This is a genomic window from Acinetobacter sp. SFA (assembly GCF_001647535.1).
GTDB classification, from domain to species: Bacteria; Pseudomonadota; Gammaproteobacteria; order Pseudomonadales; family Moraxellaceae; genus Acinetobacter; species Acinetobacter pecorum.
Genome location: NZ_LSZI01000012.1, coordinates 107,367 through 128,503 on the forward strand (window position 1 = coordinate 107,367; position 21,137 = coordinate 128,503).

A 21,137-nucleotide genomic window follows, 5' to 3' on the forward strand; every position below is an offset into this window, starting at 1 on the left:
CTGCACATTTTTGAATGCTTATGCTAAGTTAAAAATAACTAAGAAATTTTTATCATAACTAGAGAGGCTAAACATGAAACGTGTCATTGCCTGCATTGACTCATCCCCATGTATAAACGCGCTGGCAGACGCAGCTGCATGGATTGCCAAACAGACTGGCCGTGAACTGGTCTTGTTACAGGTTCTGGATTATTACCCTGCCAGTTATCATTTAGGGGAAATCAGTGGAGTGATTGGCTTTGAAAGTAACGCCATGTTACTGAAAGAGCTGGCTGAACTTGAACAAAAACAAAGTGAAATCGCGCTGGATTATAGCAATAATCTGCTGCAGCACATTTCTGAACGGATTCTGGCAGAACATGGTATTCACACCACACACATTCAGGAAAAGGGCGATTTTCTGGAACAAAGCTTCCAGATTCTGCAGCCTGATGATATTGCGGTGATAGGCTTGCTCGGCGAACGTTCAGCTGAAAAAAACAAACCAATTGGCACCAATGTCGAAAACTTTATTCGTGGGGCTAACTGTACCGTCATGACAGTCGGAGAACAGTTTAAGCCACCGACACGCTTTATTTTTGCCTATGAATATTCACCCACTTGCATCAAGATGATGAAACGGATTGCAGAAAGCGATTTGCTACGCTTATTGCAATGTCATCTGTTATATGTCGGTGATCATGCTGAAATTCTGAATGAACCTTTGCAATATTTAACTCAGGCTGGCTTAGAGGTGGTACCACAATATCGCTATGGTGATGTTGCAGAAAATATTTTGTCCTATCAGCAGGAACAGGGGATTCAACTGATTGTGCTTGGCGCATTCAGTCACAGTAAAATCCACCAGTTCTTCTTAGGAAGTATTGCAACCACAATTTTCCGTAATTCCAAAGTTCCTTTGCTGGTTGCCAAGTGAGAATTGCAAAAGATTGCCAGGTGCGGAGTCTAATCGTAAATTGTTACAGCTTGAGTTAAAAATGACCAGAGTTATCCTCATATATTGTGGATAACTCTGTGGTTAATTTTTATAAGTATATATTATTTATAAGAAATATCGTATTGGGTGATTTTTGCTCTTCTGCTTTTATTTAACAATCGCGAGTGCGAAACCATCATGTCCTTTGCTACCAACCGTCTGTAAAGCAGTACAGGACAAGATACGTGGATGATTTTGCAGGGCTTTAAACATATCGCGAATGCCTTCAATACTTGGCTTTTTATTGTCCGGATTAATGATCTCGCCAGCACGAATCACATTGTCCAGAAAAATAAGCGTACCTGAATGCGACAGGTTTAAACTGAGTTCCAGATATTCCGGATAACTCTGTTTATCTGCATCAATGAAGATAAAATCAAAAGCTTCAGTGTCTTCAGGCAGGGCTTTAAGCACGTCTGCTGCACGGCCACATTTAAGTTCAACGGTCTGTTTGAGCTGGGCACGGTCAATATTTTCCTGACCCATTGCCGCATGGGTGTCACGTCCTTCAATGGTCAGGATATAACCGTCATCCGGCAAGGCACGCGCCAGCCACATGGTGCTATATGCTGCAAATGTGCCGAGTTCCAGTACACGTTTACACTGGTTCATCTGGATCAGCATCTGCAACAACATGCCTTGATTCGGTGCTACAGCCAGATGATCAGGAAAACCGTGCGCGGCAGTGTTTTCCAGAGTTTGATTCAGAATAGGGTCTTCAGGAATTAAATGTGAATCAATATAGTGATCAATGTCTGTCCACATTTGTTGCATAGTCTTGGCACCTTGATTGTGATGCCTGCATTTTAAACTTTTCGCGGCAGAGCGCAATTTATTGTTCTGTAGGTGCTGATTTTTTAAACTACACAAAACTCACGAGGAATTTTGTGTAGTAGGTGTCATGACTTAGTAATTACACATTGAGGAATTCCGCCCCAAACTCGGCCCCCAGGTACGGTAACCTTGGGTATCGATATGGATCTGACCTGAAGCATACATGCCGAGTCCCATATTCAGACTTTGGCCATGCTGAGCCCAGAACTGACACAATTTGAACTTGGTATTTTCAATATAGACATAGTCTTCTGCCTGCGGATATTCTGGTCCAATCCGGAAATCAATGGCAGAGTTATATAGATGACGTGAAGAATTCGCACCACCGGCACACTGGTTCAATGGCAGATCGCGATAGACTGAAGTCACTTCAAAATCAGTCAGCACATTGGCTGCAATCAGATATTTAAACACTTTTAAAGTCGGTATCTGATTGGCCCATAATTCCCGACTTGGGATCATGTATTGGGAACGGCCACACTTGGCCCAGTCACGTGCAGTACGCATCAACTCAAAACTTGGAATAATATTACCAACGCCATGACGTTCAAGAAAGACTTCATACTCACGTACGCGCGCCAGATTATCCAGAGATGAAACCCACTGGGTATAAACATAAGGAATAGTTTTAGGGTAGGCTTTACGGTCAAACTGCACACGTTCTTGGGGAATATAAATCCGTTTTCCCGCGGGCTGTGCAGGGTGTTTTGTGGCAGTAGTACAGCCCACAAAAACCAGAGGGATTATACAAAGACTCAATAATCCCTTTGCAAAATTCATCATTTATACAATCAGATATTTATAAATAGCGCTATTTTAGACTAAATGTAAGGAGAAATTTGGAGAATATTGCAATGAAATGTGTGCAAAGCGTATAAAAAAGATCAGCATATGCTGATCTTTTAAATTTAAAATAATTACTTTTCAAGATATTGCAATTTATCTGGTTTGCCATTCCATTCTTCACGGTCGGCTGGTTGCTCACCAATTTGTGTAATGTTTGGCCACTTTTGCGACAGTTCAGCATTTAGTTCAATAAAGACTTCCTGACCTTCAGGTAATTCATCTTCAGAGAAAATTGCATTTGCCGGACATTCAGGTTCGCATAACGCACAGTCGATACATTCGTCCGGGTTAATTACGAGGAAGTTAGGACCTTCATAGAAACAGTCTACAGGGCAAACTTCTACACAGTCTTGATATTTACATTTAATACAATTTTCAGTGACAACGAAGGTCATGGCGACAGCTACCTAAACAATATGGTTCTAATTACGAATACTGTATTTTAGGCAAAAACAGGGGGAACTAACAATTCCTTTTATTGATATTTGTTATATATAGGGCTGTTAAATTTGAAAAAAGGGAGAATACCGATGAATTGTGTCTCTCATCGGTATTCTTAGCCCATTGACCCCATGCCAGATGAGGTCTAGGGTCAAGAATTAACTTGGCTGTTTGAGCAGATCTTTGAGTGCATATAACTGCTGCAAAGCTTCACGCGGACTCAAGCTATCCACATCGATATCATCAAGCAAGTCTAGTGCAGGCGACTCTTTCTCAATTTCGATGATACGTTCCACAGGTTCAATGATGTCGGGCATCGCAAACAGGTCATGCTGTGGACTCCGAGGTTTGACCTGATGCTGCTTTTCCAGAATCTTCAAGCGGTTTTGTGCTTCTTTAATCACTGCAGCTGGAATACCTGCCAGTTTGGCGACCTGCAAGCCATGACTCTGGCTGGCTGGTCCAGGCTGTACCTTATGCAGCAGAATCAGGTTACCATTCAACTCTTTGGCGGTGACATGGTAGTTATCAATTCCCGGTTCCTTGCCCAGTTCGGTCAGTTCGAAATAATGCGTTGCGAACAGACATAGACATTGAATGCGTTTGGTCAGATCCAGCACACAGGCCCAGGCCAGTGACAAACCATCATAGGTACTGGTTCCACGACCAACCTCATCCATCAGTACCAAAGACTGACTGGTAGCATGATGCAGGATTTGCGAAGTTTCGGTCATTTCCACCATAAAGGTGGATTTGCCTGTCGATAAATCATCGGCAGAACCAATCCGGGTGAAGACACGGTCAACCGGACCTAAAGTTGCAGCTTGCGCTGGAACATAGGCACCACAATAAGCCAGTAGTACGATTAATGCAGTTTGGCGCATAAATGTGGATTTACCCCCCATATTGGGACCGGTAATGATGGCCATCCGATGGGCAAAATCCAGTCGGGTATCGTTTGGGGTAAAGGCTGTTTTACTCAGGGACTCTACCACCGGATGTCGTCCGGCAGTGATACTTACACCAACTTCAGGACTGAATTTTGGACGCGACCAGTTGCGTAAACGTGCCTGATGGGCAAAATTCGCAATCAGATCAATCTGAGCAATGGCGCTGCTCATCATCTGTAGATTGCCAATATCCTGTCGTAACTCATCCAGCAGCATTTCAAACAGCATTTTTTCACGGGCCAAAGCACGTGATTCACTGGATAAGACTTTATCTTCAAAGGCTTTCAGTTCAGGCGTGATATAACGTTCTGCATTTTTCAGGGTTTGCCGGCGGATATAATGCTCGGGTGCTTGTGCAGCCTGCGCGCGGGTTAACTCAATATAATAGCCACTAACGCGGTTATAGCCGATTTTTAGGGTGGGAATGCCGCTCTGTTCACGTTCCTTGATTTCCAGATCAATCAGGAACTGACTGGCATGATCGCGAATCTGTCGCAATTCATCCAGTTCACTGTCAAAACCTTCTGCAATCACATTCCCGTCACGCAGCAGGACGGGTGGATTTTCAACAATAGCTGACATCAGGCGTTGATGTAGACCATGGAAGTCGCCGAGTTCTTCATTGAGCTGTTCTAATAGCCCAGATTGCTGCTGACTGACAATCGGCTGCAGGGCATGGCGTAAAAATGGAATTTGCGCACAGGCTTGACGCAGTTGTACCAGATCACGTGGACGGGCACTGCCAAGTGCAATACGGCTCAGCACACGTTCAATATCGCTAATCTCTTTAAGGACCAAACGTACAGGCACTTCGTGGAAACCTTGAAGTAAGGCTTGAATGGCATCCAGGCGCTCATCCAGCAGTGCGGTATCGCGTAAAGGTTGCATCAGGGTGCGACTAAGCAGGCGTCCACCCATGGCAGTCTGGCAATCATTGATCAGTTGGAATAGCGAAGTACCATGTTCAAATAAAGGTTCAATCAGCTCCAGATTGCGGCGTGTCACTGGATCCAGCGCAATAAAATCTGAACTCTGTTCTAGCTGAATCGTGCGGATATGCGGTAATGCCGTTTTCTGGGTTTCTTTGGCATAATGTATTAAAGCTGCAGCGGCTGCTTTGGCCAAAGGTAAATGATCAATCCCGAAACCTGAAAGCGTGCTGACGGCAAACTGGTCGCATAAGGTTTTTTGCGCATTGTTCAGGTTGAAGTCGACATCGGGACGTTTGGTGACCGAGATATCCAGTTGTTGTTTGAGTTGTTCGGTCAATGTCGGATCAGCGATATTTTCATCCAGCAGAATTTCGCTTGGCATCAAACGCGCCAGTTCAATCATGAGCTGATTAATATCATAATCTTGCTGCTGGACTTTAAATAAGCCAGCGCTGAGATCGAGAAGTGCAATACCAATCTGATTCTGCTGAATACATAAAGCCACCAGATTCGAGCTCTGATGTGCACTGAGCATGGCATCATCAGTCAGAGTGCCAGGCGTAATAATCCGAACTACACCACGCTCAACCGGTCCTTTCCCAGTAACCTCGCCGATCTGCTCGCAGATCACCACGGTTTCGCCTTTTTTGACCAGACGTGCCAGATAGCCCTCGGCTGCATGATAAGGCACACCCGCCATAGGAATCGGCTGACCATTGGCTTTACCGCGATGGGTCAGGGTGATGCCTAAAATCTTGGCTGCCTTGTGTGCATCTTCAAAGAACAGTTCATAAAAATCACCCATACGATAGAACATCAATGAGTGCGGATGCTGCATTTTTACTGACATGTATTGCTGCATCATGGGCGTTAAGGTAGAAAGATCAGCCATAATTTCTGAACTGGTCATTAAAAATAAATCCTTTCAACAAGAGATAAATGCAAATACTGTGCAATAGGCTATGCAGGAAAATTTAAAGCAGATTTTCAGTCAGACCCGTCTCATATGGTGGAGTGCAAGAGACCGAAAATGTGAAATGAATCTGCTGATTCAATTCAGCTTCAAGTTATATTGTAGCAAGTCTATCAAATTTAATTTTTAGAAAGAAAGGAAATTCTAAGGGAATGTTGCAGTTAGCGCCCCCGATCTGTCGCGATGAGTTTTTATATATCCCATCTGTATTTTTTTAAAAAATTAACCACCGGATGCGAACATGCGGTGGTTAAGATAAATCAAGAGGATAATTTATTCTGGATCATAAAGACCGAGGTCTGAGAGATGTAATCTGAGAATCCGGCGCAATTCCAGCACGGCTTCAGGCGTTTCCTGAATCGAGTGGCCGCCCTTAATGACCTTGTTGGATACAGCACCATTTAGATAAGCACTCTCATATGAAACAATATCATCGCTCATGAGCTTGGTATCTTGCGTATCTACGGTATTGCCGATAATAGAATGAAATTTGATATTTTTAGAAGGCTGAATATCCTCAGTTATTGCAGTAAATTTTGAATTTTCACTGAGATCACTCGGACCATTCTGAATCAGGTCATGTCCCAGTTCTTTAACAAACCCCTTTAACCCGATCTCACCTTGCAGGGTATCGGCAAAGGCACCCAAAAATGCACCCGGTATCCGGATAATTTTACGGGCCAGTTTGGTATGCCAGCGATCGGCATATTCCGTTCCACGATGTGGGGTTGCCAGGAAAATGGCCCGACTAAAGTTCGGAATAGGCTGCATTTGCAGGCGGGCTTTAAATAACGGATTATCCTTAAACTGTGCAATGCGGGTATTTTGTACCAGCTTAAATGCATCTTGGGTAATATCGGCCTGACTGACCATTAAACGGGCAATCACACCTCCCATGCTATGTCCGACCAGTACCGCATCTTTTTTGGCTGGAGCATTGTTCGCGACCTGGGCAAAGCTTTGCTGAACCAGTGCATTAATTTGAAAACGGCTTTCCAGAATCGGCATATTGGTTGAATAAAATACCTGCCAGACCTGGAAATTTTCCCTTAATACCGGATCACCCATAATATCATTGGTCAGACGAATCCAGGCTTCAGGACTGCTGGCCAGGCCATGAATCAATACCAGCACTTTCTTGTTCGGATTATACGGTTCCAGCATGTACAGGTGTGGCATGCTCAGACTGTCTTCGCGATTAATCAGGGTCAGATAGGCTAAACGCCCCAGATTGTTTTCGGCTAGCCATAAACCGTAGGGCGCTGAAAAGTTGGCAGCCAGCGCATATTCTTTTGAAGCAACCTTTATCTTTTCATGTTTATAAGGATCATGTAGTTTCAGGTAAAATTCCGAGGTAGATAAAATCTGTTCAGTCGAATTTGCTGATTTGGGTACCGCAGTGATAGTCGTGGCCAGATATCGCGCTGAATGAATATTGGGATTTATGCCATTAGGGTATTTGTGCTTGAGCGGATCGGCAATATATTTTTTATCCTGCTCAGACTGCTGTTCTTCTGGTAAAACCACTAAAAATTCTGAACCAAAACCATCACGACGGGTAATGGAACGCAAGCCTGAAAAGTTCATGTTATAGGTAGACATGAGCTGTTCAATAGTCTGGTTTTTCAGCTGCGGAAAATTTTCCAGATCAAGGGTGTAGATACTGTCGCCGACTTGAATTCTTTGACCGGAACGTTTGGTTTCATAACGTTCAGCATAGCGCTGAATCAGATGGGCAATTGCCAGGTTATAAAAATCACGGATCTGGACCTGGCGGTTATCAAAAATACGGTCTTGTGGTGCGCGCTCAGTTTTGAACAGATAGGCATAGCTATAACGAATGCTTTTATCCAGCATGGTGAGCTGCTGATCCAGACATTTCTGGATATTCTGTTTTTGCAGCTGCTGTTTTTCCTGTGACCGGGTTTTGCTCAGAACACTGGTATTACACTCGGCTGACTTGGCATTTTGCAAGGCATTCGCCAGATACAATTCACTTGCTGTAGAAAGTAATTGTTCATCTAAAATCTGAGGAATATCTTTAAGATCATCCACACATTCTTCAGGCTGTTCAACACAGACCTGTGCTTCACGTCCGGTCATGGACAATACATTCAGACTGGCTTCGCTGAGCTTGTCACGGGTCAAGATACTGTCACGTTCATTGTTGAGTGTGACATTAACGGCCTGTTCCTTAACACTGACCACCTGGCAGCCGCTGAGTACGCTGGTGATGAGTAAAGTGCAAAGTATTAATCTTTTATTAATTTTCTGAGGCATAAAAACTTTTCACTAAATCAGGCTATAAAGCGGAGTAATGTTTTGTATTTTACTAATTTTTTCTCATAAAAATAGACCGCCGTAGCAGTCTATTTGTAATCAGAAAACAGAAGTGTTGATTAAGGTGTAGCAGGGGCTGGTGTTGAACCAGGATTTGCCGGCGCTGCTGTGGAGGTCTGCATGACTTGCCATACATTCCAGCGGCCATTATTTTCAATTTCCTGAATCAAACGGTCCGCCACTTCAGCTTCTTGTGGATATTTGGTTTTATAGTTGCTTAAGGTCTGAATGGCATTTTTCTTATGCTCTAAGGCAATATAGTTATTGGTTGCAGAAAGATAGGCTTCCTGAACGCCTGCTTTCATGGCTTTATCCAGATATGGAATCGCTTCACGTTGACCGCCACCTTCAGACAGGCCAAATCCGAACCAGAAGTTGACTTCAGGATCATCTGGATTCACTCGCAGAATGCGTTGTGCGTAGGTCAGGGACTTGGTTGTATAAATTGAACCCAGATCCAGATTGCGTCCCATCACGCTGGCTTTAAAAGCACGCAACAAAACATCAAAAGAAGCATTTGGACGGGCAGCTAGAGTATCCAGCTGCTGGCTGACGTCACGCAGTTTGGCTTCAAAACCACGGCGTTCCTGACGATCACTGAAACGCGGTGGATAATGGCGTGCCTTGCCTTCGACCATTTGCAGGAAATCATCGATTTCAGTGATATCGATTTCATTGTCATTTGCCAGCGCAGCATAACGCATAGTCCGGGTATTGCTGTCCACCGTCGGAATAATCAGTTTATTGACATCTAGCGTCAACTGCTTGGATGGATCATTCGGGTCTGTCACCACCATCTTGGTTACAGGCTGGGCTGCAGCTTTTTGCAAATGCACTTCAAAGAGAGGCGGTTCATTATAATTAAAAGGATTTAACGCATAAAATGGAGGAGTAATAGCCGGTTCAACAAAAACAAATTCTTCCGATTGTTTTGATGCAGACTGTTTTTGGGGCATAGTTGAACACGCCGCAATGCTGAGTGTTAAGCAAGCAAGTGCCAAGGGCTTAAAGGTCATAATATTCGTCCATTCTGTTATTTTTTAAAAACAGCCAAGTACATAAATAGCATGACTGTCAGTCTATGAAAACTATAACGGTCATGCAAGTAAACCTGTGTTACAGAACTAAAGCTAGATTCAGGCTTTGGATTGGCTGGTCTGCGCTTCACATTCACGACGCGCTTCTTCCAGAATCTCCAACTCTTTTTTGCTCAAAGGCTGGTTATCTTGCTGCTGCTTGTTAAAGGTCGGATCTAACAAAGAAAGGCGATTGCACAAGTTGTTCATGCGCTTTTCATTTTGTTGAATACGATCCAGCAAAATTCGCATACCTTCCAGAATTGGGTCAGACTGGTCTTCAGTGGCTGCATAAGGCTGGAAACCAATACTTTCTGCATAGTCGCGGCGACGTGCTTCAGCATCATCTTTGGGTTTATCTTTGATAATCAAACGTGCCGGGTTACCTACCGCGGTAGCATTTTCAGGTACGGCTTTGGTAACTACTGCATTAGAACCAACCTTGGCATTTTTACCCACAGTAAATGGTCCGAGAATCTTGGCACCGGCACCGACCACCACGCCATCTTCTAAAGTCGGATGACGTTTGCCTTTATTCCAGGTGGTTCCACCCAAAGTCACGCCATGATACAGGGTGACATCGTTGCCAATCTCTGCAGTTTCTCCAATCACGACACCCATGCCGTGATCAATAAAGAAACGACGGCCAATTTTTGCACCCGGGTGGATTTCAATACCCGTAGCAAAACGGCTGAACGAAGACAACGCACGTGCAGTTCCTTTATAGTCTTTATTCCATAGCTCATGTGCCATGCGATGCATGATCAGTGCATGTATGCCTGGGTAAGTCGTTAAGACTTCTAAAGTATTGCGTGCTGCAGGATCGCGCGCAAAGACAGCTTGTATATCTTCTTTGAGCTGTTTCAGCATTAGATTTGATCCTCGTCCTGTGATGATGTTTTTGAAGATTTTTTCCAGGTGCCGTTATTCAAGGCCTGAACACGGCTGAAAATACCACGAAGTAAATGATATTCCATACGATCTAATTGTATACGTCCAAAGAGACGACGCAAGCGCAAAGGTAATAATCTTGGATTTTTTGGGTCCATAAATTCAATTTCTGCCAGCATTTTTTCCAGATGTGGATAAAACTGCTCCATCTCTTTATGGGTTACCAGCGGCTCATCCCATTCCATTTCAATGCCATCAATGACCTGCATGGTAGCTTTGGGATCACGCGGATGTTCCACCTGATCCAGTGCAGCCATGCGCAGTTCATAGCAGATCACCTGTATTGCCTGCGCGACATTCAATACGCCGTAGTCGGTATTCACCGGAATAGTGAGGTGATAATTGGCCATCGCCAGCTCTTCATTGGTCAAACCACGGTCTTCACGGCCAAACAGAATTGCTATTTCCTGTTGCTCTTGAACCACAGCTGAAAGTGCTTTTTCAGCAGCAGGACGAACATCCAGAAGTGGCCAAGGAATTGTACGGCTACGTGCGCTGGTACCGAAAACGATCTGGCAATCCTTGATCGCTTCTTCGAGTGTGTCGACGATTTCAATCTGTTCAATCAGATCAGTCGCACCTGCAGCCAGCGCATCAATATCCGGATGTGGATAGGTTTTTGGAGCGACCAGTACCAGTTTGCATAGGCCCATGGTTTTCATGGCACGTAAGGCACTGCCGATATTGGCAGGCAGGGTAGTATTAACCATGACAATACGCACATGGGAGAGATGTGCTGAAACAGCAGCATTGTCAATTTGACTCATGAGGATTCCAATTTTAAGGTTTTTTAAAGATCAGGATTTATGAATATTGGGGGTGAGACTCAGCTTCATATTGTGCCAGAGCATCGTCCATACTCATGCCAGTTGGTGGCGCAGGAACATTTATCGGCTTGGCCTGTTCATAAGACACGGCTTTGGCAGCTTTGGACTTGACCTGATATTCAATGTGCAATGCTTCTTTACCAAAATAGTCACGCAATTTGGCTAAGAGTTCATCCAGTGGCGCGACCTTCCAGCTTAACCCCAGATGCAGTTCAGTGCTTGCATAGTCATAATCCAGATATAAAATCACGGGAATATGAGTGCTCATATCCACATTGGTATAAGGCATCAGAATGTGTTGCAGGTCGCGGCTAAGCGTTTTGCTGTAATGTGCCACCTGCAGGGTAATCTTGATACTATTGGCACGTTTCTGGCGGATTTCGTTCAGGCTAAAGGCTTTGGTCAGACGTCCCATCGGACGGTCAAAGCCTTCACGCTCATAGATTTCACCTTCGATCACCACGACTTTATCGAGCTGGATAACTTCTTTAAAGCGGTTAAAGCGTTCGTGATTGGCTGAAATCTCAATCCGTGCCGTACCATCATCCAGGGTCATCATCATGCGGTTCGGGAAGTTGGCAATATCTACTACTAGTCCTGCAAACACGGTGGTGACACCGCGACGGGTAGGTGTCAGTTCATTGATCTGACACGGGACAAAAGCTTTCAGCTCATTGCGGTATACGTCTATCGGATGTCCAGTCAGATACAGACCAAGTGTATCTTTTTCACCTTTGAGGCGAACTTCATCTGCCCACGGCTTAACCGGTTTGGCGGGTTTGCGCTGAACTTCCTCAACTTCACCAAACAGGTCCATGATACCGGTTTCACGGTTCTGGCGAGCCTGATCTGCAGCCTGCACTGCTTCAGGGAGCTGTGCCATCAGGTCTGCACGCTCGATGCCCAAACAGTCTAACGCACCGGCGCGAATCAATGCTTCTAAAGTCCGTTTATTGATTTTTTTCAGGTCAATACGGTGACAGAAATCAAACAGGTCTTTATATGGACCATCTTTTTGACGTGATTCAATCACTGACTGCATGGCCGCTTCACCGACGCCTTTAATCGCTCCTAGACCATAGACAATGGTTTTCTCATCGGGAGCATGGAACTGATAGATCGACATATTGACGGATGGTGGTAATACTTCCAGATTATTCTTGCGGCAGTCATCAATCAGGAACACTACGTTATCGGTATTCTGCATTTCCGAAGACATCACCGCTGCCAGGAACTCAGCCGGATAATGCGCTTTCAGCCATGCCGTCTGGTAAGCAACAAGTGCATAAGCTGCCGCATGCGATTTGTTAAAACCATAGCCGGCGAATTTTTCCATATAGTCGAAGATATGGTTAGCAGTAGCTTCATCAATATCTTTTTTCGCAGCACCTTCAATGAAGATCTTACGCTGCTTGACCATTTCCTCAGGCTTTTTCTTACCCATGGCACGACGCAGCAAGTCCGCGCCACCGAGGGTATAGCCGGCACAAAACTGTGCAGCCTGCATTACCTGTTCCTGATAGACCATAATCCCGTAAGTCGGCTCTAATACGCCTTCTAGCAAGGGATGCAGATATTCAAAATCACCGCCGTGCATACGGTGAATAAAGTCAGGAATCAGATCCATTGGACCCGGACGGTATAATGATACGAAAGCAATAATCTCTTCAAATTTACTTGGGCGTGCTTCTTTCAGCATCTTTTTCATGCCCACGGATTCAAACTGGAAAACCGCCGTAGTATTGGCTTCAGCAAAGACCAGATAAGCATCTTTGTCATCTAACGGGATATAAGCAATATCCAGCGGTTTATCGCTCTGAATGCGTTTATTGATATTTTTAACCGCGTCTTCAATTACGGTCAGATTACGCAGCCCCAGGAAGTCGAACTTCACCAAACCGGCAGCTTCGACATCGTCCTTATCGAACTGGGCAACACGTGCAGTACCATCGGCATCACACATTACGGCTGAGTAGTCAGTCAGTTTGGTTGGCGCAATCACTACACCACCGGCATGTTTACCGGTATTCCGAGTAATACCTTCAAGCTTCAGCGCCATTTCCCAGATTTCAGAAGCATCTTCATAATCCGGGTTGGATGGATTGGTGACCACATCTTTCAGTTGCGGTTCTGCTTCTAAGGATTCTTCCAGGCTTAAGCCCAAAGGCTTGGTTGGAATCATTTTGGAAATACGATCGGCCAGGCCGTAGGATTTACCCAGGACACGTGCAACGTCTCGAATCGCACCTTTCGCTGCCATGGTACCGAAGGTGGCAATCTGAGACACCGCATCGCGGCCATAAGTCCGTGCTACATAGTCAATCACGCGGTCACGACCGGCGATACAGAAATCGACGTCGAAGTCGGGCATCGAAACACGTTCCGGGTTTAAGAAACGTTCGAATAGCAAGTCATAACGGAGTGGATCAAGGTCAGTAATTTTTAAACTATAAGCTACAAGAGAACCGGCACCTGAACCACGGCCCGGACCCACTGGTACACCATTACCTTTGGACCATTGAATGAAGTCCATTACGATCAGGAAGTAACCCGGGAATCCCATGTCCAGAATAATCTTGATTTCAAAGGCCAGACGTTCATCATAAGGTTGACGGATTTCCGGCCAGTCCTCACCACGTTGTTCAGGTGGATACAGAAAGTCTAGGCGTTCTTCCAGACCGACTTCACACAAATGGGTGAAATAACTGCCAATGGTATGACCTTCTGGAATCGGATAGTCTGGCAGGTCATTAAAGCCCAGTCGTAGGGTAACATTACAACGTCTTGCAATATGGAAGGTATTTTCAATCGCGGTTGGAATATCCGAGAAAAGCTCTACCATTTCTGTTGAGCTTTTAAAATATTGTTCAGGGCTATAGGTTTTAGGACGGCGATTGTCACCCAGCACATAACCATCTGCAATACAGACACGTGCTTCGTGCGCTTCATAATCTTCGCGTGCAATAAAGTGCACATCATTATGTGCGACTACACCGATATTATATTTTTTGGCGAGTTTGACCGCTTCTTCAATGAAAAGGTCTTCATTAGGACGACTTGTACGAGTAAGCGCTAAATATACGCGATTACCAAATTTTTCTACCCATTCCTGGAGTAAAGGTTCAGCTTTATCGGGGTTTGAGGTAATCAGCATTTTGCCGACATCAGATTGCATACCCAGCAATACAATCATGTCATCGTGCTGGTTTAAGATCCATTCTTTTTGTACACAAGGAATATCAAGCTGCTGGCCGCTAATATAACCTTCAGAAACCAGTTCCGTCAGGTTGCGCCAGCCTTTGTTGGTCATGGAAAGCAGGGTGACACGATGTTCGGCATCATTCAGGCGGATTTCAGAACCAAGAATTGGTTTAATGCCTTTATCCAGACACTTTTTATAGAATTTAACCGCAGCATGTAGATTAGACAAATCGGTTAGCGCGAGTGCTGGCATCTCGTCATTTGCGGCAGCTTTGACCAGTTCTGGTATCCGTACGATGGATTCAGTAATCGAAAATTCTGTATGAATACCAAGATGAACAAAGTGCATAAATGAGTCCCTGCAAAAACCACTCGATAGTTTAGCACGGGATTTATTGTTTCAGTCCGAAATTGAGGGGAAATGGTTAACTTTTAGGTCGGGTTTGAATTTGATTTTTTTAAGCTGATTATTTAGTTAGTTGTTAGTAGATATTTTCTTTTACTTTTGACCCATCAAAAGTAACAAACCCCCTTTGTTGATCTGTGGTACATCCCTGTACCACAGATCAACAGGCGACTTCCTGTCGCCGTGGCGCGTATCAAATGTGTATTCGGGTTTTTCTTTAAAATATAGAAAGAAGTGGGCAGCTATTCTGAAAACAATAAAACCCTCAAAAAGAGGGCTTTATTTACTCAGAGAATTAACTTAACGAAGTCGGGATAACCAGTCACCCACACTCTGTACAATCTGCACCAGGATCAATAATACAATGACAGTCATGATCACCACTGACGTATCAAAACGCTGATAACCATAGGAGATTGCCAAGTCGCCAATACCGCCAGCACCCACAGCACCCGCCATCGCCGTAGCTCCAATCAGGCTGATGGTGGCAGTGGTCAGGTTTAGAATCAGTGAACTACGCGCTTCCGGTAGAATAAATCTGAAAATAATCTGCATCGGTGTTGCACCCATGGCTTGTGCAGATTCGATAATGCCTTCGTTGACTTCAAGCAGAGAGTTTTCTACCAGACGGCCAATATAAGGGCCCACATAAATGGTGAGTGGCACAATCGCAGCCCATGTGCCAATAGACGTTCCTACCAGAAATTTCGTCAATGGAATGACTGCAATCAGCAAAATAATAAATGGCAGGGAGCGTAGCGCATTCACAATCGGATTTAGACCATGATAAATCACACGGTTTGGTAAAATTCCGTTGGGACGAGTAACTAATAGAGTAATCGCCTGAATAAAACCCCAGATACAGCCAAACAGCATCGCGAAGAACACCATATGGAAGGTTTCTTGCAGTGCGGTCACGAACTGGTCCATCGACAGCGAGCTTTTCCAGAAAGGCGCAGTGATCGTAGTAAGCCACTGTACAATTAAGTCTCTCATTCCTGTACTCCTGCCTGATCTACCTGTACGCCGTGATCTCTGAGATATTGCAATGCAGCATTAATTTCTGTGGAATTACCGAGAAGCTGAATAAACATCTGACCAATTACAGTCCCATTAATTTCAGTCATATTGGCAAACAGGATATTCAAACTGATATCAAACTGTTTGATGACGCCTTGAATCACGGTTTCCTGAGCTGAGCTGCCCAAGAACTTTAAACAGTAAATACTGTGATGATTCTGATTTTCCAGATTATTCAGAATATTTACGGGCAGGTTTTGCTGGAGCACCGTCTGGATAAAGTTTTTCGTGGTTGGATGCTGCGGCTGACTGAAGATCTGCAGGGTAGAGCCTGTTTCAATCACGTCACCTTTTTCCATGACTGCGACATAATCACACACAGTTTCAATTACATCCATTTCATGGGTGACCATGACAATGGTAATGCCTTGTTCCTGATTAATGCGCTTGAGTAGTTGCAGTACGGATTTAGTCGTTTGCGGATCGAGTGCTGAGGTTGCTTCATCACATAATAGGATCTTTGGATGATTCGCTAAGGCGCGGGCAATCCCGACACGCTGCTTCTGACCGCCAGAGAGTTCGTCTGGAAAAGCATTGCGTTTATGTTTCAGGTCAATGAATTCCAGTAGTTCCTCAAGACGCTTTTCCCGTTCAGATTTTTTCCACCCGAGCAGCTTCATTGGCATTTCAATATTGGCAGCGACCGTTTTGGTCTGCATCAGATTAAAGTGCTGGAAAATCATGCCGATCTGGGTACGTTCCTGACGCAATGATTTGGCATCCAAAGCAGTAAAATCTGTGCCATTAATCATCACCCGGCCTGAAGTTGGTCGTTCCAGCAGGTTAATCAGGCGAATCAGGGTGCTTTTACCCGCACCACTATAGCCAATAATGCCAAAGATACTGCCAGTCGGAATCTGCAGGTTGACCCGGTTCAGGGCATGTAAGGTCTGGCCCTTCAGCTCATACTGTTTGGAGATGTCTTTAAATTCAATCATAGTGTCAAATACTGCATCACGTATAAAAAAACAGGCAAGTTATCCTTGCCTGTTTTGAGTATTGATTATTGTATTACTTTGCTTCGGTCAAATAAGTTACCGGTTTGTTTACCGCAACTTTTGTACCGCCAAAGTGTTCATCAACATAGGCTTTCACAGCAGGAGTATGATACAACTGGCCAACTTTTTGAAGTACAGGATCATTTTGACGATCGGCTGCAACGGCTAAAACGTTCACGTTCATTTTGGTGCTTTGATCAATGGCTTCATAGTAAATCGCATCTTTCAATACGTTCAGCCCACCTTCCATTGCCAGAGTATTACCCAGAACAATCGCATCGACTTCGTCTTTTACACGTACTGCTGTTGCCATTTGAATTGGCTTGATCACGATGTGTTTCACATTTTCAGTAATATCAGCAGGCGTACCTTTAACCAGATCAAAGTTTGGTTTAAGTTTTACCAGACCTGCAGATTGTAACAGTAACAGTGCACGTGATTCATTTGCGCCGTCATTCGGAATGGCAATTGTAGCGCCAGTTTTAAAGTCTTCTACTTTTTTCACTTTGCTTGAGTAAATCCCCATTGGCTCAAGATAAGTCGTAGAGAGCGGGGCGATCTTTTGTGTATTGGCGTCGTTATAAGCCACCAGATAGGCATAAGACTGGAATGCGTTGACATCAATTTCTTTATTGGCAACAGCATTGTTCATCGCAACATAGTCAGTGAAGTTTTTCACATCCAGCTTGATGCCAGCTTGCTTAGTTTCAGGTAGGGTCGCGATATAACGCCAGACGTCAGCGTCTGAACCAGTCGATGCCATGGTCACGGTTTGCAGTTCACCTGAGTCTTTGTTTTGTGCTGCATCCGTTGCAGGGGCTTCTTGTTTTCCGCATGCAGTTAAAGTCAATACAGATGCACTGAGTAAAACGCCAAGTAGCTTCTTCATAAAGATATCCTAATTCTCATGTTGCCTAAAGTATATGCATTTTAAGGTCATGTTAAAGTGGAGTTTTATTACCTCTTTATCAGACCAGATCAATATCGCATTTGACTCCGAAAGGAAAAATACAAATGTACTGCAACAGTTCAGATTGGTTTGATCGGCTTAGAGTTCACCAAATGCCCTATACTTTTGCTATTTAGAGAGATTAAATAGATATTTTTAAAAGACATAATCGCAATTGGTGCTCTGAATGCGCGCAATCATAGCAATTATTGTTTATTCAATATAGTGAATAAAAAATGATTATTTATCTGATTTAATGAATAGTAATTTTATAAAAACATTAGTAATTACAATATATTATTTTTACTTTAAATGAATTGAATATTCATTTTGATGAAAAGATGATCTTTATAATATTTTTGCCGATATTAAGCATAAAAATGTATATAGATAAATATAAGAAAAATATCTGATTTTTTGGGAAATCAAGAAAACTCTAACGGGATAAAATTTTCCTTCATGCTCACTAGGCGAGTCAGAATCTGATCTTGGCTTTCTCAGCTCATCATACTGCCTGCAAGCTTAACAGAAGGGAATATGCAGATAATCCGAACGCTGTTTTTCATAAAGTACATGTCTACACAAGATATGCTCGGCAGGTACAAGTGGATGGTCAAATTCTCCTACTTTTTCTAAGCCAATATTTTGCATGATACGTTCTGATGGCGTGTTGATGCATGCAGTAAAAGAAATCACTTTCTCGAGCCTCAGGGTTCTAAAGGCATATTTCAGTAACGCTTTGGCTCCTTCAGTCGCATAGCCTTGATGCCAATATTGGGGTAGCAAGCGCCAGCCAATTTCAGGGGCATCGGCAATTTTCAATTCAGGTGGATGCACGTGTAAGCCAATAAATCCGATGAATTCGCCTGTGGCTTTGAGTTCTACGGCAAAGAGTCCCCAGCCGCGTTTTTCGATATCTGTGCGAATACGCTCTAGAAAAGCGGTTGCCTCAGTCACATCGAGTTTTTTAGGGAAGTAACGCATAACCTCGTCATCTGCACACATTTGGATAAAGGGTACAGTGTCGGAGTCTTGCCATTGGCACAGGATCAGGCGAGGGGTTTGAAGGTGAATAGTCATTAGATATCTTAATTTGGTTACGATTTTTTAGTTTCGTTTAGGGATTTGCTCTTTAAACTCATTAAACTGTTTCGTTTTATAGTCCAAAGATATTATATCCTCGACTACGTCTAAAAATGTTTTTACCATTTCCTCTTCAGGTCTAAAGCCTCTATGGTTAGAAGCATTTCCACCCTCAATAATCGTATTTAATATTTCATATTGTGTCTTACTAATATGTTTGTCATCTAACATTTTTTTGAGCTTTCTTTCAAATCCTCCTATATCGCCTACTTTTTTTACTAAGTATCTATCTATTAGAGTTCGAATTCCTGAAAGAGCTAAAATAAATAATCCTTTTTCATAGGCTGAAATGACTTCAAAGAAGAGCAACATATCATCTTTAGGTAGATCGAAAGACCATTTTTTTTCATGCAATAATGATTTGTTGAATCTGGGAAAACTCGTACTTGATATCTGATAAGATTCACATTTCCCTAAGTTCTCTAAATCAGATTTTATTGAAGCCCATTTTTGGCCAGTGTTCTCATCAATATCTTTCACATGAAATGAGTCTAAATGTAATGATGGCGCATTACATTTTTGACATTGGGTGAACTGGTAGGCATCAATGCTGTAAGTCCATAGTGAGGTTGCTTGATCAGTCGTTATATTTTTTGAAAAACCTTCGATAACTCTTGGGTGGATTGTTAAATTCAATCTGTTTTGAGGAGTATCATGATTACATTCCCAGCAATATTTCCAGATATGCATATATTCAACTTCTTATTTTAGTGATATGAAAAAGAGTAAATTATTTGTAGGCGTATGACTAGTTGTATAGATTGTAGAAGAAAATAAAAAACCCCGATTCGTTCGGGGTTTTTTATTAATCTAAATATAGATTAAGCATTTTCACGTGCAATCGCACGGTAACCAATATCTTTACGATATTGAACGCCATCGAATGTTACTTTTTCACAAAGCTCTAAAGCTTTTACTTGAGCTTCACCAATGGTATTGCCAAGCGCAGTCACACAAAGCACACGACCACCAGCAGTTACGATGTCGCCATTTTCATTGGCTTTTGTACCTGCATGGAATACTTTCGCATCTGCCATTTCAGTATCTAAACCTGTAATTACATCGCCATTGCTAGATGTTTCAGGGTAGCCGCGTGATGCAAGGACGATACCGACAGTTTTACGATCATCCCATTCAGCTTCGGCAGGAAGTTTACCTTCAATACCTGCTTGAACCAAATCAACTAAAGATGATTTTAAACGCATCATGATCGGTTGGGTTTCAGGGTCGCCAAAACGACAGTTAAACTCGATGACTTTTGGTTGACCTTGTCCATCAATCATGAGGCCTGCATATAAAAAACCAGTATAAACGTGACCGTCTTTTTTCATACCTTCAACGGTAGGACGCATCACTTCATTCATGGTTTTTTCAAATACGTCAGCAGTCACCACAGGCGCAGGAGAGTATGCACCCATACCACCTGTGTTAGGACCTTGGTCGCCTTCAAAAATACGTTTATGGTCTTGAGATGTTGCCATTGGCAAGATGTTGTCGCCATCAATCATACAAATGAAAGATGCTTCTTCACCAGCAAGGAACTCTTCGATCACAACGCGAGAACCTGCATCACCAAATTTGTTGCCTGCAAGCATGTCATCAATCGCATCAAATGCTTCTTGATTGGTCATTGCAACGATTACGCCTTTACCTGCAGCAAGACCATCCGCCTTGATCACAATTGGCGCACCATTTTTCTCAACAAATGCTTTCGCTGCGTCTACTTCAGTAAACACGTCATAGAAAGCTGTTGGAATGTTGTGGCGTTTAAGGAAGTGCTTGGCAAAAGCCTTAGAGCCTTCAAGCTGTGCAGCAAACTGCGTTGGACCCCAAATTTTTACACCAGCTGCACGGCAAGCATCAACCACACCATTTACAAGCGGTGCTTCAGGGCCAACAATAATCAGTTCAATTGCATTGTTTTTGGCAAAATCAATAATCGTAGGGTTGTCGAGAATGTCTAAAGCGACATTTTCACATTTATTTTCAGTTGCAGTACCTGCATTACCTGGCGCTACAAAAACTTTTGTAACTTGATCGTCTTGTGCGATTTTCCACGCCAATGCATGCTCACGACCGCCACTACCCAAAACTAAAATGTTCATCTTTAGAATAATCCTCGAAAATGAAATTCCCAAAGCCTAATTCGGCTTAAAAATCATTAACATCTTAACGCAAGATGCAAATCAATACAGACATAATAAACCCCCCTTA

General features: G+C 43.5%; 16 protein-coding genes. 1 reads left to right on the forward strand and 15 read right to left on the reverse strand.

Features of this window, described 5'->3' with window-relative positions; genetic code table 11:
• Positions 1-73: 73 nt before the first annotated feature.
• Positions 74-916: a universal stress protein gene (locus AY607_RS05655; protein WP_064095972.1), complete on the forward strand. Its 843-nt coding sequence runs from the start codon at positions 74-76 to the stop codon at positions 914-916.
• A 168-nt stretch (positions 917-1,084) separates the two neighbouring features.
• Here the strand turns inward: AY607_RS05655 and AY607_RS05660 are convergent, their stop codons facing one another.
• From AY607_RS05660 to purD, 15 genes are all read right to left on the reverse strand, one after another.
• The gene (locus AY607_RS05660) at positions 1,085-1,750 is read right to left on the reverse strand and encodes an O-methyltransferase (protein ID WP_064095973.1); all 666 of its coding nucleotides are present in this window, start codon (positions 1,748-1,750) and stop codon (positions 1,085-1,087) included.
• 132 nt (positions 1,751-1,882) lie between these two features.
• Positions 1,883-2,593, reverse strand: a complete 711-nt coding sequence (locus AY607_RS05665; RefSeq protein WP_064102021.1) for a D-Ala-D-Ala carboxypeptidase family metallohydrolase — start codon at positions 2,591-2,593, stop codon at positions 1,883-1,885.
• A gap of 134 nt (positions 2,594-2,727) precedes the next feature.
• Entirely contained in the window at positions 2,728-3,051 is a 324-nt protein-coding gene (gene fdxA / locus AY607_RS05670) for a ferredoxin FdxA (protein ID WP_000144889.1), read from the reverse strand.
• Positions 3,052-3,255: 204 nt separating this feature from the next.
• Complete coding sequence (gene mutS / locus AY607_RS05675; RefSeq protein WP_064102022.1) at positions 3,256-5,889, reverse strand: DNA mismatch repair protein MutS; 2,634 nt, start codon at positions 5,887-5,889, stop codon at positions 3,256-3,258.
• A 336-nt stretch (positions 5,890-6,225) separates the two neighbouring features.
• Complete coding sequence (locus AY607_RS05680) at positions 6,226-8,232, reverse strand: esterase/lipase family protein (RefSeq protein WP_064102023.1); 2,007 nt, start codon at positions 8,230-8,232, stop codon at positions 6,226-6,228.
• Between the two features lie 119 nt (positions 8,233-8,351).
• Positions 8,352-9,308, reverse strand: coding sequence for an ABUW_2363 family tetratricopeptide repeat lipoprotein (locus AY607_RS05685; RefSeq protein WP_064102024.1), 957 nt, complete (start codon positions 9,306-9,308; stop codon positions 8,352-8,354).
• A gap of 120 nt (positions 9,309-9,428) precedes the next feature.
• Positions 9,429-10,238 (reverse strand): serine O-acetyltransferase, encoded by an 810-nt coding sequence (cysE, locus tag AY607_RS05690; RefSeq protein WP_064102025.1) that lies wholly within the window; start codon positions 10,236-10,238, stop codon positions 9,429-9,431.
• On the reverse strand, positions 10,238-11,086 hold the full coding sequence (locus tag AY607_RS05695) for an RNA methyltransferase (RefSeq protein WP_064102026.1): 849 nt from the start codon (positions 11,084-11,086) through the stop codon (positions 10,238-10,240). Before AY607_RS05695 ends, cysE begins: the two co-directional genes overlap by 1 nt.
• A 37-nt stretch (positions 11,087-11,123) precedes the next feature.
• Positions 11,124-14,696, reverse strand: a complete 3,573-nt coding sequence (dnaE, locus tag AY607_RS05700) for a DNA polymerase III subunit alpha (RefSeq protein ID WP_064102027.1) — start codon at positions 14,694-14,696, stop codon at positions 11,124-11,126.
• 357 nt (positions 14,697-15,053) lie between these two features.
• On the reverse strand, positions 15,054-15,749 hold the full coding sequence (locus AY607_RS05705; protein ID WP_064102028.1) for a methionine ABC transporter permease: 696 nt from the start codon (positions 15,747-15,749) through the stop codon (positions 15,054-15,056).
• Entirely contained in the window at positions 15,746-16,771 is a 1,026-nt protein-coding gene (locus AY607_RS05710) for a methionine ABC transporter ATP-binding protein (protein WP_064095982.1), read from the reverse strand. Before AY607_RS05710 ends, AY607_RS05705 begins: the two co-directional genes overlap by 4 nt.
• Positions 16,772-16,844: 73 nt before the next feature.
• Positions 16,845-17,720 (reverse strand): MetQ/NlpA family ABC transporter substrate-binding protein, encoded by an 876-nt coding sequence (locus AY607_RS05715; protein WP_064102029.1) that lies wholly within the window; start codon positions 17,718-17,720, stop codon positions 16,845-16,847.
• 582 nt (positions 17,721-18,302) lie between these two features.
• On the reverse strand, positions 18,303-18,860 hold the full coding sequence (locus AY607_RS05720) for a GNAT family N-acetyltransferase (RefSeq protein WP_064102030.1): 558 nt from the start codon (positions 18,858-18,860) through the stop codon (positions 18,303-18,305).
• Between the two features lie 27 nt (positions 18,861-18,887).
• Complete coding sequence (locus AY607_RS05725) at positions 18,888-19,613, reverse strand: DUF4145 domain-containing protein (RefSeq protein ID WP_064102031.1); 726 nt, start codon at positions 19,611-19,613, stop codon at positions 18,888-18,890.
• A gap of 131 nt (positions 19,614-19,744) precedes the next feature.
• A complete protein-coding gene (purD, locus tag AY607_RS05730; RefSeq protein WP_064102032.1) occupies positions 19,745-21,028 on the reverse strand; it encodes a phosphoribosylamine--glycine ligase in 1,284 nt (427 codons plus the stop codon).
• Between the last annotated feature and the right edge of the window lie 109 nt (positions 21,029-21,137).